General features: G+C 62.5%; 15 protein-coding genes. 7 read left to right on the top strand and 8 right to left on the bottom strand.

Annotation, left to right across the window (positions count from 1 at the left end):
• Nucleotides 1-160: 160 nt before the first annotated feature.
• Nucleotides 161-1,402 carry an extracellular solute-binding protein gene (locus QYH69_RS03230; RefSeq protein ID WP_308830477.1) on the bottom strand — a complete coding sequence of 414 codons (1,242 nt, stop codon included), beginning with the start codon at nt 1,400-1,402 and terminating at the stop codon, nt 161-163.
• Between the two features lie 331 nt (nt 1,403-1,733).
• On the opposite strand from QYH69_RS03230, the gene QYH69_RS03225 reads away from it, so the two are divergent.
• From QYH69_RS03225 to QYH69_RS03215, 3 genes are all read left to right on the top strand, one after another.
• Complete coding sequence (locus QYH69_RS03225) at nt 1,734-2,762, top strand: LacI family DNA-binding transcriptional regulator (RefSeq protein WP_308830476.1); 1,029 nt, start codon at nt 1,734-1,736, stop codon at nt 2,760-2,762.
• A 141-nt stretch (nt 2,763-2,903) separates the two neighbouring features.
• Nucleotides 2,904-3,194, top strand: coding sequence for a DUF4148 domain-containing protein (locus QYH69_RS03220; RefSeq protein WP_308830475.1), 291 nt, complete (start codon nt 2,904-2,906; stop codon nt 3,192-3,194).
• A 148-nt stretch (nt 3,195-3,342) separates the two neighbouring features.
• Nucleotides 3,343-4,557, top strand: a complete 1,215-nt coding sequence (locus QYH69_RS03215) for a hypothetical protein (RefSeq protein ID WP_308830474.1) — start codon at nt 3,343-3,345, stop codon at nt 4,555-4,557.
• 10 nt (nt 4,558-4,567) lie between these two features.
• Here QYH69_RS03215 and QYH69_RS03210 read toward each other — a convergent pair whose 3' ends face one another.
• Nucleotides 4,568-5,854, bottom strand: coding sequence for a porin (locus tag QYH69_RS03210; RefSeq protein ID WP_308830473.1), 1,287 nt, complete (start codon nt 5,852-5,854; stop codon nt 4,568-4,570).
• Between the two features lie 364 nt (nt 5,855-6,218).
• Between QYH69_RS03210 and QYH69_RS03205 the strand changes: the two genes are divergently transcribed.
• The 3 genes from QYH69_RS03205 to QYH69_RS03195 all read left to right on the top strand — a co-directional run bounded on the left by QYH69_RS03205 (nt 6,219) and on the right by QYH69_RS03195 (nt 9,222).
• A complete protein-coding gene (locus QYH69_RS03205; RefSeq protein ID WP_308830472.1) occupies nt 6,219-6,908 on the top strand; it encodes a response regulator transcription factor in 690 nt (229 codons plus the stop codon).
• Nucleotides 6,909-7,018: 110 nt separating this feature from the next.
• The gene (locus QYH69_RS03200; RefSeq protein ID WP_308830626.1) at nt 7,019-8,362 is read left to right on the top strand and encodes a HAMP domain-containing sensor histidine kinase; all 1,344 of its coding nucleotides are present in this window, start codon (nt 7,019-7,021) and stop codon (nt 8,360-8,362) included.
• Between the two features lie 95 nt (nt 8,363-8,457).
• The gene (locus QYH69_RS03195; protein WP_308830471.1) at nt 8,458-9,222 is read left to right on the top strand and encodes a response regulator transcription factor; all 765 of its coding nucleotides are present in this window, start codon (nt 8,458-8,460) and stop codon (nt 9,220-9,222) included.
• Nucleotides 9,223-9,246: 24 nt separating this feature from the next.
• Here the strand turns inward: QYH69_RS03195 and QYH69_RS03190 are convergent, their stop codons facing one another.
• The 5 genes from QYH69_RS03190 to QYH69_RS03170 all read right to left on the bottom strand — a co-directional run bounded on the left by QYH69_RS03190 (nt 9,247) and on the right by QYH69_RS03170 (nt 12,304).
• Nucleotides 9,247-9,528, bottom strand: coding sequence for a DUF4148 domain-containing protein (locus tag QYH69_RS03190; protein WP_374992335.1), 282 nt, complete (start codon nt 9,526-9,528; stop codon nt 9,247-9,249).
• Between the two features lie 62 nt (nt 9,529-9,590).
• Nucleotides 9,591-9,941, bottom strand: a complete 351-nt coding sequence (locus tag QYH69_RS03185; RefSeq protein ID WP_308830470.1) for a hypothetical protein — start codon at nt 9,939-9,941, stop codon at nt 9,591-9,593.
• Between the two features lie 51 nt (nt 9,942-9,992).
• Nucleotides 9,993-10,667 (bottom strand): response regulator transcription factor, encoded by a 675-nt coding sequence (locus tag QYH69_RS03180; protein ID WP_308830469.1) that lies wholly within the window; start codon nt 10,665-10,667, stop codon nt 9,993-9,995.
• A gap of 30 nt (nt 10,668-10,697) precedes the next feature.
• Entirely contained in the window at nt 10,698-11,621 is a 924-nt protein-coding gene (locus QYH69_RS03175; protein ID WP_308830468.1) for a LysR family transcriptional regulator, read from the bottom strand.
• A gap of 308 nt (nt 11,622-11,929) precedes the next feature.
• Entirely contained in the window at nt 11,930-12,304 is a 375-nt protein-coding gene (locus tag QYH69_RS03170) for a hypothetical protein (RefSeq protein ID WP_308830467.1), read from the bottom strand.
• A 231-nt stretch (nt 12,305-12,535) separates the two neighbouring features.
• Here QYH69_RS03170 and QYH69_RS03165 point away from each other — a divergent pair, with 231 nt between their 5' ends.
• A complete protein-coding gene (locus QYH69_RS03165; RefSeq protein ID WP_308830466.1) occupies nt 12,536-12,868 on the top strand; it encodes a DUF4148 domain-containing protein in 333 nt (110 codons plus the stop codon).
• An 8-nt stretch (nt 12,869-12,876) separates the two neighbouring features.
• On the opposite strand, the gene oxlT is transcribed toward QYH69_RS03165, so the two are convergent.
• Nucleotides 12,877-14,154: an oxalate/formate MFS antiporter gene (gene oxlT, locus QYH69_RS03160; protein WP_308830465.1), complete on the bottom strand. Its 1,278-nt coding sequence runs from the start codon at nt 14,152-14,154 to the stop codon at nt 12,877-12,879.
• Nucleotides 14,155-14,400: the final 246 nt, after the last annotated feature.

Genomic DNA, 14,400 nt, shown 5'->3' with positions numbered 1-14,400 from the left:
TTTCCTCGCGCGGGGCTACGGCGTGGGCTGCGCTGCGGGCCCGTTGAACCGGCGTCGGCTGCGGCGACAGCATCCGCCCGGCTCTGAAAGAGTCAGGGACATGAATGGCCGGGAAGGGCAGCCCGGCCCGCATCGGACTCGCCGCGAGCCCCTGTTTGCGTTACTTATGGTAGATGCGCTTGCGGGTCTGTTCCAGGCGGGCGAGGATCGCGTCGATCTGGCTCGGGTCGTTGAAAAATTGCTGCATACCCTTCATACCCTCGTCGGCCATCTCCTTCGTCATGTCGCGATCGTAGAACTGCGCAACGCCACCTGGCGTGTTCGACAGGATCTGGAAGCCGATCTTCGAGATCGCGTCCTGCGGCTCCGGCGCCTTGTTGTTCGACGGCAGCTGTCCCCAGCCCTTCGCGAGCTCGCCGTTGATTTCAGGCGTGGACATGAAAGCGAGCAGCCGGTGCGCGTCCTTCTTGTTTGCCGCCTTCGCCGGAATCATCAGGATGTTTACCGGCCCGTCTTCGGCCATCGGCACAGCCGCGTCGATCACCGGGAAGCGGAAGTAGCTCATCCGCTCGCGCGTCGCATCGGGCAGGGCCGCCGAGAAGAACGTGCCCATCAGCATCATCGCGGCTTTGCCGTTCACGAGCAGCGGGCTTACCGAATCGACGTCGTACGACAGCGCGTTGTCGACGAAATACTTGTCGTCGATCAAGGTCTTCCATGTCGTATAGACCTTCTTGACGCGCGGGTCGGTGTACGGGATGTCGCCTGCCATCAACTGTTCGTGGAACGCGTAGCCGTTGATGCGCAGGTCCAGATAGTCGAACCATGCGGCAAGTGTCCACGAATCTTTCGCCGGCACGGCGATCGGTGCGATACCGGCTGCTTTCAGCTTCTTGCAGTCTTCGAGGAATTCATTCCACGTCTTGGGCTCCGATGCAATGCCGGCCTTCTGGAACAGATCCTTGCGATAGAAGAAGCCATAAGAGTCGTAGCCGAGCGGCGCCGCATACTGCTTGCCCGCGTAGGTTGAAGGCGGCTTGACCGACGCATACGTCTGGTCCCAGCCGTTCTTCTGCCAATCGGCGCTCAGGTCGTCGAGCAGGCCGCGCCTGGCGAAGTACGCCATCCGTTCGCCGTTGTGCCAGCTCAACACGTCGGGCGGATCGGTCGCGAGCCAGCCGGAAATCTGCACCTTGTACGCTTCTTCGCCGACGTAGGTCACCTTCAGATCGACGTCGGGGTTTGCTTTCTGAAACTGGTCGAAAGCGCTTTGCCAGACCGCGCGCTGATTGCCGCGCGCCGATACGTTGACCTTCAGCGTCGCGGCGTCGACGTACGCGCCCGCGCCGAGTGCGAAGCATGCAATACCCGCGAGCAGCACGCGGCTTGCCTTGAATTTCATCGTTGTCTCCAGTCCCATCCAGATAGTTGTATGTCTCGTTTTATGACGGCGGCGACGCGATGAGCCAACTGCTTTCTCCGCACCGCCTGCATACGGCTTTGTACAGAGCGGGTAGCGAATTTAAGCGCTTAAATTTTTGCTTGCAATACGCTCATTTGCTTTACCATGTGCTGCGTCTGCCTCCGTTCCGCTAAAAGTAGCCGAGCCGTTCCGCCTGCGCAACCTTTGGATTGGCGTCTTAATATATGGGCAAAAATGCGTACCCCGACGCACCTGAAACGCCACGCGCGAGCGGCAATCGCGCGTTTACCCGCATGCACGGGCGCCGCCGATGGTGACGCTCGCTGAAGTCGCGCGGCACGCGCAGGTGACGGCGGCCACCGTGTCGAACGCGCTGCGCAATCCGCAAAAGGTGCGGCCCGCCACAGTCGACCGCGTCATGGCGGCGGTGCGCGAACTCGGCTACCGGCCGAACCTCACTGCACGCGCGCTCGCGGAAGGCCGCACCTCGACGCTCGCGTTGATGCTGTCGAATATTTCGAACCCGTTCTACCCGGAGTTCGTGCTCGAAGCGGAGGCCGCGGCGCGTCGCCACGGTTACTTCCTGCTTGTTTGCAATACTGACGATAGCCCTGCCATCGCACGCGCGTACCTCGACAAGATCGCCGGCACGCTGGCCGCCGGTGTGATCGTGATGAACACCGATGTCAGCGCGGACGAACTCGCGGGCATCGCCGCGCGCGGATCCACGCTCGCGCTATGCATGTGGGAAGGCGCGAAGACATCGCGTGCGCTGCCATGCGTCACCGTCGACTACGAATATGCGGGCGCGCTTGCCGCAGATCATCTCGCGGGCCTTGGGCACCGCCGCATCGGCACGCTGCTCGGCGACGGATCGGGCGGCCCGCAATCGCTGCGACTAAAAGGTTTTGTCGATACGCTAGCCGCGCGCGGAGTCGACACGACCGCCTTGCATGCCGCTTCATGCCGCGATTCTATCGAAGGCGGCTACGAAGCGGCGCGCGCGTTGCTCGCCGTGCATCCGCAACTCACTGCGCTATTCGCGACGAACGATCTGATGGCAATAGGCGCCATCCAGGCGGCAGCCGACAGCGGCCGGCAGGTGCCGCACGATCTGTCCGTGATCGGCCTGACCAATATTCATCTCGCCCATCAATTCCGGCCCGCGCTGACGACGGTACGTTTTCCGACCGCGTCTATCGCATCGATTGCGGTCGCATTGACGATCGACCGCATCGAGGGTCGCAAGGCGAAACGCGACGCGTATAAGGTGCCGCTGCCCGAACTCGTGGTCCGCGATTCGACCGCGCCGGTTGCACGCCGCACGCGCCGCAAGTAACCGGTTTACTGTGCGACTCGGTGAGATTTGTTGAATGGAACAGCCGGGAAACCCGGGACGTTATTGAAATAGCCGATCGCGATGCAGCCGCATGCGTCGCTATCTGCACGACAGCTATTCAATTGACGGACGAAATTTCCCATGAAGGCAAGTATCAGCACATTGGTTGCGATCGTGACATTCGCTTCGAGCACGGCAGTTTTCGCGCAGACCTATATCGACGCGCCAACGCCGCAGCGACCACAGCAAGCGCAAACACAAACACAAACACAGGCACGACAGAACCCCACAGGCACGCAGGCGCCGCAATGGGTGGCACCGGACACTGCATACGTGGGCAAGACGCGCGCACAGGTCTATGCCGAACTCGTTCAGGCCCAGCGCGACGGGCAAATCGCGTATCTGAACAAAACTGTATACGCGCACCACTGAACTGCCGCTGAGTCGGCCCGTTCTTTTGGTTCACTGACTTCCCGGTATGGCGCAGCGGTCGATCATGAATAGATAAGACCGCTGCGGGCATCGCACCCATAGAATCAGACCATCGGCTTGGCACTTCAACTTCAAAAAGGATGGTCACGTGCGAGTTTCGGCGAATCGCGATAACGGCGTGGCGCCCGGCAGTCCGGATGACGACGGTCGCGCTCATACCGGATCGGGGCAAAGCAGCAGGGCGGGCAGCGATGCGCACGGTTCGAGCCATCAAACGGTTCGCCGGCATACACCGAACCACGGCTCAACAGGTAACGGCCACCGTGCCACTGGCGGTTTCCACGCCCATTGGCTAGGCGTCGGCGCGATTTCGTTGCCGGGTCAGGTGAAAGCGGCCGTCGACAATCCGAACGCGTTCAACTCGCTCGGGGCCGCGACCAGTGCAACGATGACTGCGGCGGAATACCTCGCTCTGATCGGCAGAAACAGCAGCAAGACGCTCAGCGGACTTTATCGCGGCTCGATGTGGGCTGGCGCAATGATTAACGCCGGCATGGATCTGTATGGCCTGGGCCTCAACGCGACCGGGTTGGCCAACCATCCGGATTCCGAAATGGCCAAATGGTATCTTGCGAACAGCGCCGTTCACACGTTCGCGGACGGCGCGGCAATGGCATTGATGCCGCTTGCGCCTGCGATTGCCTTCGCGCCATTGGTGCTGCCCGACTTCGCGGAAATCGGGCGTGCCGCCGGGTTGCTGAACCAGAAAAACGATCTCGAGCAGAAGGGCCAGCAGACGGAGGCGAATGCCACGGGGCAATCGCACGCGCTTGCGGCATTGAGCGCGACGCCGATCGTGAACTGGTTCGCGCCGTTCTACCAGAATGCGCTGACGCCCGATGTCGAGAAGTTCGAGCATGCACACGGCAATTTCGATGGTGATCCCGCACCATCCGAACTGCCACCGGGCACCGGAAACAATCCGAGCGTGACCGACTACTACGCCAATGCGATGAAAGAGCGTGCGGATCGCGTGGCGCAAGACATGACGCCGTTCCTGCGCGATGCCGCGCAAAAGAACGGCAAGGAATACGTGAGCCTGCTTTCTCACTGGCCGCAAACGTTTTGCTGGCCGTCGAGCGGCAAGCCGATGCGCAGCTTCGATCGCTCGCTCGTGCTGACCTATTCACGCGAGAGCGATACGGTCGTCCCGACCTTTTTCGGCAGGGACGTCGACGGGAGTTTCCGCGCGCCGCCGTATAACCACGACATTGCGCTGCGGCAAGGTGACCGGCATCTGTTCTATTTCTCGAGCGTGCTCGATCCGGCGAATACGGAAGAGATGCCGCGGCTACACGAATAACGGGCGTCGATCAGAATAACGTGCGTATGCCGGTCGCAAGAATATAGTTCGTCGATTGAAAGCCATCGAAGGCGGCGCCATTGAACTTCGAGAACATGTAACCGGCGTAGACGTCCGTGCGTCGCGTGAAGTGATAGTCGGCTAGCAGCGAGTACTGCCACTGGTTGCCGCCCAATACCCCTTGCGACTGCTCCGTCTGTGTATCGTAAATGCCGGCCGCGACGTCGAAGCTTGGCGTGAACTGATAGTCGCCGCCGAAGAAGTAGACGTTGGTCGTGGTCGTCGTCGTGGTGTTGCCGAGCGCGCCTGTGAAGCCGAAATAGTCGACCGTCGTGCCGGGCGTGACGGGGTCGCTCGGCGGCTTGATCACGAAGCGCTCGTAGCCGCCTTTGATCGTCGCCTTACCGATCAGGTACCGGGCCGCGATCATATAGTCGTAGTCGTCGTTCAGCGACAGCGCGCCGACATTGGTGCCGACAAGCGGGCTATCGATCGCATTCGCGCCGACGAGTGCTCCCGAGTGCACGATATCGCGCGCCTCGTAGTAAGTCGCCTGAATGCCGAACGCGTTGTTCTGGTAACCGGCCACGGCACCGAAGGTCGAGCCGTCGCCGAAGCGGCCGGCGACGCCGCCGAAGCTATAAGAAAGGCCGAAATTGAAATCGCCTACGTGGTTCGTGTACTTGATGTTGTTGTCGGTTCGGGATCCTTCCGTAATTCCGCCTGACGAATACGATCCGGAGAAGCCGATCGGCGAGAACAACTGCGACTGGAACAGCGGGTCGTACGCGGTGATCACGTCGAAGCCGAATGTCGTCGAACGGCCGAATTCGACGGAACCAAATTTGCCGTCGCGCAGTCCGACGTAAGCCGCGCGGTTGAACAACTGCCCGTCCAGCGCCGATGCGGCCCCCACCGTGTTTCTGGAGCCCGCAATCGAAGCGGCCGCGTTGTTCAACTGACCTGACTGTTCATTGAAGCCCGATTCGAGGTCGAAAAACGCATTCAGTCCACCACCGAGATTTTCATTGCCGCGTATCCCCCATCGAGAGTCGGAGATGCCGCCGTTGAAAAGCCCGTAAACCGGATGCTGGAACTGTGTACTGACCTTGCTGACGGGATTGACCGTGGTCGGAAACGACGCGCTCGCGTTCGCGCTATGTTCGACCACACCCACTGCAACGTCCATCACCCCGTAAAGCGTGACGCTGTTGCTGTCGTCCGCGTGTGCGGCATCGATCAGCGATCCGAGCATGAGTGCCGCGACCCAGCGCTTTTTACCCGTTATCTTCACCATCTAACGTCTCCATGCATGGTTTCCTTCATCCCGTCCTGGCGCAATCCTTCATGGCCCGTGTAACCGGCGAAGCGGATGCGCTTCAGGCCGACGGAATGTATCAGTGCAACGGAAAGGCGCGGCGTGCAATGAACTCTTCCGAAAAACTGAATCGACGCGAGAACCGGTGTGCGCTTGATGCATCGCGCGAACATGAAACTTTTTTCATTGAATTGCTACGGTTCGGTTGGATAGCCGCGCGTAAGCTCTCAGTAACGAAACGGGGCGGATGCTCGATAAGCGGCATTGCTTGCAGCCGGGCGAAGCAGTCCCGGAAGCGACGCGAGAACGACGACGAAGCGACCGGCGAGGCGAGTGAAAGACCATGTTGAAAGTGCTGACGATCGAAGACGACGAAATCGCCGCGGGCGAGATCGTCAACGAACTGAGCCGCAGGGGGTTTGCCGTGCACTGGATCGACAACGGCAAGGAGGGGATGGTCTGCGCGTTGAGCGACGACTACGACGTGATCACGCTCGACCGCATGTTGCCGGGCATGGACGGCCTGTCGATTCTCACGACCATGCGCAGCATCGGCGTGACGACGCCGGTGCTGATGCTAAGCGCGCTCGGCGACGTCGACGAGCGCGTGCGCGGCCTGCGCGCCGGCGGCGACGACTATCTGACGAAGCCCTTCGATCCCGAAGAGATGGTCGCGCGGCTCGAAGTGCTGCTGCGCAGACGCAACGCACCGATGCCGCAATCGGAAGCGGTCCTGAGCGTGGGGCCGATCGAGCTCGATCTAGTTTCGCGCAAGGTTCGCCGCGACGGCGAGGAGATCGCGCTGCTGCCGACCGAATACCGCGTGCTCGAATACATGATGCGTCATGCGGGGCGCACGATCACCCGCACGATGCTGTTCGAAGCGGTGTGGGGCTACCACTTCGATCCGGGCACGAATCTGATCGACGTGCATATGGGGCGCTTGCGCAAGAAGCTCGATCCGCCCGGCGCGCGCGCCATGATCCATACGATGCGGGGGTCCGGCTATATGTTCGGCGAGGAGCAACGTTGAGCACCCTTTCGTCGACTGCCTCGTCGACCTCCTCGTCGGGGTCGTCCGGTCCCTCAGGCACGCGGGCGCCCGAAATCGGTCGGCGCTGGCACGCCACGACGTTCCGTCTGCTGTCTGTCTATGGGCTGATTTTCGCGGTATCGGTCATGCTTCTGCTCGGCTTCATGAGCTGGGTCGTGACGGGCGAAATGGAGCGTCAGAACGATCTCGTGATGGACTGGCAGCTCACGTATTTCGATGCGATACCGCGCGCCCAGCTGGCTCAAACGATCGGACACCGGCTCGAGCACGAGCGCATGCATGCTGCGTACTACGGTCTGTTTCGCGCGGACGGCGAGCATCTGGCCGGCGACGTCATGCAACTGCCGCCCGGCATACGCACCGATCGCAAAGGTGTCACGCTCGATCACACGCTGCCCGTCGCTAGTGCTCAAACGGCGCCCGTCGTGCGCGCGATGGCCGACCGGCGCCACGACGGCGATATTCTCGTGGTCGCGCGCGACCTCACGCATATCATCCGCATTCGCGACACGATACTGAACGCGCTGCTGTTCAGCAGCGGCCTTTGTCTCGCGGCGGGCGTCGTCGGCGGCTTCGCGCTCGGCATGCGGCAGATGCGGCGCGTGCGCGAGATCCGGCGCGTGACGCAACTGATCGCGCAAGGCGATCTGAACCAGCGCTTGCCTGTCGGCGGCCGCGACGAACTCGATATGCTGTCGCATCTCGTCAACCACATGCTCGACGAAGTCGAGCGTTTGATGACGGAAGTGAAGGGTGCCTGCGATGGCATCGCACACGACCTGCGCACGCCGCTCGCGCATGTCAGATCCCTGCTGGCCCATATCGACGAAAGCGCGCGCGACATGAGCGAAGACGGGCGCGCGCTGGCATGGATGCCGATGCTCGAGCGCGCCCGCGAAGAAACCGATCAGTTGCTCGACCGCTTTCGCGCGATGCTGCGCATTTCGGAAATCGGCTCGCTCAAACGGCGTGGCGGCTTCGCGGAGATCCACCTCGAAGCGCTCGTGCGCGACGTTTGCGAGCTCTACGAGCCGCTTGCGGAAAGCCGTTCGATTTCGCTTGCCGTCGAAGCGACCGCGGTTCAGGTCGTGCATGGCGACCGCGCGCTGCTGTTCGAAGCGTTGAGCAATCTGCTCGATAACGCGCTGAAATTCACGCCGGCCGGCGGGGCGGTGCGCGTGACGCTCGCGCAAACGCGCGACGGCCCGCAAGTGGACGTGATCGATAACGGGCCCGGCATTCCGGTCGAAGAACGCCATGCGGTGATGCAACGCTTTTATCGCGGCGAGCATACGCGGCATATTGCGGGCTCGGGCCTGGGACTGGGCATCGTGTCGGCCGTGCTGAGGGTTCACGATTTTTCCGCACGCATCGGCAGTGCCGAGCCCGGCACGCACGTGAGCATCGAATGCTGGCCGCACACGCTTGCTTGAACGCGAACGGACATGCGTGCGCCTACCTCGGGCGCGCCTGTGCGCGCTCACCCCGACAAACCTTCGTGACTTCGTGACTATCCGTCACCGCTCGCATGCGCATACTTCTGATCTCCACGAATCATCCGGAAGCCACGTGGCTGCATAAGGCTTTTCGCGAAAGCGCGCATAGCGTGCAGCGCGTCGACAATAGTCGAGATGGCGCGTTCGTTGCCGCGCACGACCCTTTCGACGCCGTCGTTGCGCTCGCGATGGAGCCCGGGGCGCAAGCCGATCTGCTGGACGCGCTGCCGGCGCTGTCGGCCGTCGACGATACGCCGGTCATCGTTGCGCTCGTGCGCGGGCTCGACGCGGCGCAGCGCGTACGCATGCTGCGCGCAGGGGCGGATGCGTGTCTGACGCCGCCCTATTCGTTTGTCGAGATCCAGGAGCGGATTGCGGCCTTGCAGCGGATGGCGACGGCGTTGCCGGCAAAGTCGGCGCAAGCGACACAAGGCACGCAGGCAACGCAAGCGCCACAAGCGCCACAAGCGTGGCAGCCCGCTCGTCCGACGCAAGCAACGGCGCTACAGACCGCCGTGCATCTCGACGCGGCCACGCGCGAACTCGTGGCCGGCGTGGGCCGGGTCGCGCTGACGAGGCGCGAGTACCAGCTGCTCGAGTGCCTGCTGCGCCGCTTCGATGCGCCGGTGCCGCGCGATCAGCTGATCCGTTACGCGTGGTCGGAGAAGGAAGAGGTCGATCCGGCATGCGTGAACCTCGTCGTGTCGCGCTTGCGCCGCAAGCTGGCCGGCCGCTGCCCGCAGGTGCGGATCGACACGGTGAGCCGCTTCGGCTATCAATTGTCGGCGCAAGCTTGAGCGGATCGCTCGTCTCCAGCATGCTCAACCGTGCGAGTACAGCGTTTTGTTCAGGTACTGCAGCTGCCCGTCCTGTTCGGCATGAACGAGATCCTGATAGACCTGCGCGCGCGTGAGGCCCGTTACGGGCTGACCATACGGCGGCGTCCATTGGCCGGCTTGCGAGACCGCGGACGGCGCGGTGGCAGGCGCGGGAGCGGCTTGGGTAGCGGCGTTCGTGCCCGCCGGTGCGGAGGTTTGTGCGAAAACCGGGCTGCACAGCGTGGCGCCGGTGAGTGCAAAGCTAACCAGTACGAGTTTCATCATGATATTCGTCATCCTAAGGGTATAAAGAAATCGACCGCCGTCGATCGGCTGCGGATGAATCGCTAACGGTCTGGATTCAGTGTAAGCAGCGCCCGATAGCCGTTCGGCCGTAAGACGATGAAAACTCGTTCATCCTGCGGCGACCCGAGGACGGTCTTGACGTCACCGAGCCCGCGACACGAGCGCGATTCGATATGCTGGATATCGTTGGCATTCATGCCAGGCGAGCGCTTCCAGACGTACGGGGAAATAATCGGAAGATGCGCGCGGCCGCGCTGAGCGGACCGCACAGCGGTATCCGCGGCGCCGGCACGTAGCGGCACCCGCACGCAGCAGCGCCGGCACGATCGACGTGCAGGGCCGGTCAGCGCCGGGCGGACGATTTTCAGTTCAGTCAGTTCAGCATCGGGCACGCGTGACGTTCGACGGTGCCGGGCTGCGTGGGTTCGGGCGAGTTAGCCGAGTCAGCCGAGCAGGTAGCCGGAACCGCGCACCGTGCGGATCAGCGGCGGCTCGCCGCCTGCTTCGAGCTTGCGGCGCAAGCGGCCGATATGCACATCGATGAGGTTCGTGCCCGGGTCGTAGCGGCCGCCCCAGACGCCTTCGAAAATCATCGTGCGCGTCATCACCTGGCCCGCGTGGCGCATCATGAATTCGAGCAGACGGAACTCGGTCGGTTGCAAGGTCACGTTGCGTTCGCGTGCCGTGACGCGTCTGCGCATCCGGTCCAGTTCGATCGGCCCGACCCGCAGCACGATCGGCTCCGGCGCGTGGCGCGGGCGGCGCCGCAATAGCACTTCGACACGTGCCGACATTTCATCGGCCGAAAACGGCTTGATCAGATAGTCGTCGCTGCCGGCGCGCAGGCCTTCGATGCGTTGCTCGACGCCGCCCAGCGCGCTCATCACGAGCACCGGTGTCTCGATGCCGGCGCCGCGCATCGTCGAGACGATCTTGAGGCCGTCGAGGTCGGGCAGCACGCGGTCCACGGTGATCACGTCGTAAGCGTCGGACATCGCCTTGACGAGGCCTTCGCGGCCCGTACGCGCGACGTCGACGGCAAGTCCGCTTGCACTCAGCGCACGCACGATGTCGCCGACGACCCATTCGTCGTCTTCGATGGTGAGGATTCTGGCCATGGGCTCGATTGCTCGTCTGTTCGGGCGGCGTTACGCGACCGCGCGCAACGATGTTTTGCGCTCTTCCGAGCGGAACCGTGCGACGGTGAAGTCGACGAACGCGCGCACTTTGGCCGTCAGATGATTGCGGCCCGAATAGACGATCGAGAAATGGCGCGCGGAATCGTTGAGCGGAAAACGTTCGAGTACCGGCACCAGCGCACCGCTTGCAAGCTCGCGCGCGACGCTCGGTGCGGGCAGCAGCGCAACGCCCATATGGCTCAATGCGGCCATGCGCAGCATGGCGGTGTTGGTCGCCCGCAAACTGTAGCGCACGGGCACGCGATACGCGCCATGCGCATCGGCGAATTCCCACGCGCGTGCGGCGCCGTTCGCGGGGCCCAGCAAGGAATGCGTGCTGAGCATCGACGGATTGAGCGGCGTACCTTGCCGCGCAAGATAGGAGGGGGACGCGACGAGCACGCTGCGGTACTGCATCAGCGTGCGGCCGACCAGCGAAGTACCGACGAGGCGATCGTCGTCGGTGAAGCCGACGTCGAAGCCGCCTTCGATCAGATCGAGATTCGCCTCGAAGGTTGCGACTTCGAAGTCGACACCCGGTTCGGCCACGCGATAGTCCGCAAGCAGTGCGGCAAGCTCGGTGTTCGCGAACGTCGTCGACGCGGCAATGCGCACCGTGCCGTGCGGCGAATGCGCCGTGCGCGTCAGATTCGCATCCATTTCGTCGAGATTCGCAACGATCGCGCGACAGCCGTCGAGATAGCGTGCGCCTGCCTCGGTTAGCGAAAGACTGCGTGTCGAGCGATTGATCAGACGTGTGTTCAGATGCGCTTCGAGCATATTGACGCTGCGCGTGACCGCCGCCGCCGACATGCCGAGCTGGCGCGAGGCAATCGAGAAGCTGCTCAGTTCGACGACGCGCATAAAGACACGCATGGACTGGAGTTGATTCATTTCGGCAAGCCCTCTACGTTGGACGTTGCGAATGATCGTCCACTCGAACTAACAGCGGATCGCCGTCAACGTGAACGATTCTTTATATTTCGGATTGCTTGTCGTCTCGTCGCGAATGCGGTTTCGCAAATCGATCGGGTGCGTGAAACATAGGGAAATTGCGCGTGCAGCTATCTTGATGCGCGCGACGAAAAGAACGAGGAGGCGGGAGAAAAGCCGCGGCGCACGCAGCGCCGGTATGCGAGCGACGGCGTCATGCCGTGCCCGCATGTGTCAGGCGAAAGTGGAATGCTGAAGAGAAAGAGAAATCAGTTCGGCATGCTGTACGTTTCGTGAGACGCGTCCGCATGCTCGGTCAGCGCGTCGATCAGTTTGACGAGGCTTTCCTTCGGCACGGCGAAACCGGTCCAGTTAAAGCCCGTGTGCCGGAAGAACAGCACGGCGCCTTCGAATACGGGGTTTTTCTCGGTGTACCAGCATGGATCGATTTCGACCACATAGCGATGCTGGCGGGAGATCTGTGGCGGGATCGCGGGCTGCATCTTCGCGCGAAGGACCGCGAGATGTTCGATCAGTGCATCGAGATCGGGCGCGTCGAGTATCGACACGCTGCGATCGATCGTCACGCGCAGCGCCTGTCCGCTGTAGTCGTTGACGAGTTCCACTTGCATGGGGTGGTGCATATAGGCTCCTGCCGCTGCTGAACGGCAGAAGTATGCGCGTGAAGGCGTGCCCGGCGAGTAGAAGTCGGACAGTGAAATGATGAAACTTGTTTCATGGAACCGGCCGGCGCGATGCCGGCGGTGTGACGCGATCGCGCGATCCTGACAGAACGTTCATCTGTAGTTTTGCGGTTCGATACGTCGCGCGGACCATCCTTGGACTGTCACAACATCGCGCAAGGAGCGGACGACATGAAACCTTTCTGGATCAAAACGGCGGCGACGCTTTGCGTGCTGCTCGCAAGCGGTGCTGCGTCGGCAAGCAAGCTGACGCCGAACGAATGCAACGACTATCCTTTCAAGCCGCTCGCGCGTCCCGTCACGCATGCGCAGCTCATGCAGGAACTCAGCGAGCTGGAATCGGTCGGCTACGATCCCTCAGCGGGCGGCGACGACTACTACCCGTCGGATATCGAGGCCGCGCAAGCGCGGCTCGCAGTCAAGTATCGCGCCGACTGTCTCGGCGAAAACGTGAAGGTGCCGAAGTCGACAAGCGTGTGGGAAAACACGTTTGGTTCCTACTGATGCGGATGTTACGGCTGCGCGCGAACGAACTTCGCGCGCGCCGGCTTCAGCACGAAGAGCGCAAGCACGGCGGTCACGATATCGAGCGTGATTGCGCAGGCAAACACCGGCACCCAGCTGCCCGTATGCTGATGCAGCAGCGCGGCAAGCGGTCCGCCGAAGATCGAGCCGACGCCGAATGAGATGTAGAGCCAGCCATAATTCGCCGTGGCGAAGCGCGTGCCGAAGGTGTCGGTCAGCGTCGACGGGAACAGTGAGAAGATCTCGCCCCAGCCGAAGAACACGACGCCCGACAGCAGCACGAACAGCACGGCGTCGTCGCGGGTGAGCAGCCACAGCGTCATGGCGATGCCTTCGAGCGCGAACGCGAAGCCCATCGTATTTTCGCGGCCGAGTTTGTCGGAGACCCAGCCGAACAGCGGTCGGGTCAGGCCGTTCGTGAAACGGTCGATAGTCAGCGCGAGCGGCAGGGCGGCGAGACCGAACACGAGCACTTTGCTGACGCCGAAATCGGCCGCGAAGCTTGCCATCTGCGAGGTCACCATGAGGCCCGAGGTCGACATCATCGTCATCATCGCGAACATGAGCCAGAAGATCGGCGTCTTCAACATTTCGGACGGACGGTATTCACGCGTGGACGAGTGAGCCGCACCCGCCGTGTTCGCGTCCGCTTGCGGCGGCACACGCAATCCTTGCGATGCGACGAAGCCGACGACGGCGAAGATCATGCCGTACAGCCACAACGTCGAGTCGATGCCGTGCGCAGCCAGCGAGGCGGAAATCGGAAACGTCGTGACGATCGCGCCCATGCCGTAGCCCGCCGCGACCGCGCCGGCGGCCATGCCGCGGCGATCCGGAAACCAGCGCACCATGAGCCCGACGACGCCGACATACACGATACCGGTGCCGAGACCGCCGAGGCCGCCATAGGTGAGGTACAGCGCCGTCGTGCTCGACGCGTGCGACGCGAGCATCCAGCTGACGCCTGCGAGCAGCGTGCCGATCGAGATCAGCCGGCGCGGCCCGAAGCGATCGATCAGTGCGCCCTGGAACGGCGAAAAGAAAGCCTGCAGAAAGACGAGAATCGAAAACGTGACCTGCACTTCGGGCAGCGAGATGCCGAGCTTCGCCATCAGCGGTTTCGTCATCAGCGTCCACACGTATTGCGGGCTCGAGATCGACATCATGCAGACGAGGCCGAGCGCGAGCTGCAGCCAGCGCATGGAGGTCGCGGAACGCGCGCCGGACGATGCGGCGCGATCGAGCGACTGTACAGGGGTGTTCATCGGTGATTCTCCGTTGCGAGATTGCGTGTGGGCCAGGCGGTGCGTTATTTCGTGTTCTGTTTTTCGAGTCCTGCACCAGGACCGCCGACAAGAGCGAGAACCATGCCAAAGGCATTGCCGTGAGCCGCGACAGTGCGTCCGGACACGGGGGATGCGGGGCGACGGATGAATGGCAGGCGCGGAAATCCGGGCGGCGGCTCAGTGCTCGATGCGCCGACACGAGGCGTGCGGAGGGGAATGATGATT

The organism is Paraburkholderia sp. SARCC-3016 (genome assembly GCF_031119615.1).
GTDB lineage: Bacteria > Pseudomonadota > Gammaproteobacteria > Burkholderiales > Burkholderiaceae > Paraburkholderia.
This window is presented reverse-complemented; position numbering and strand designations above follow the sequence as displayed.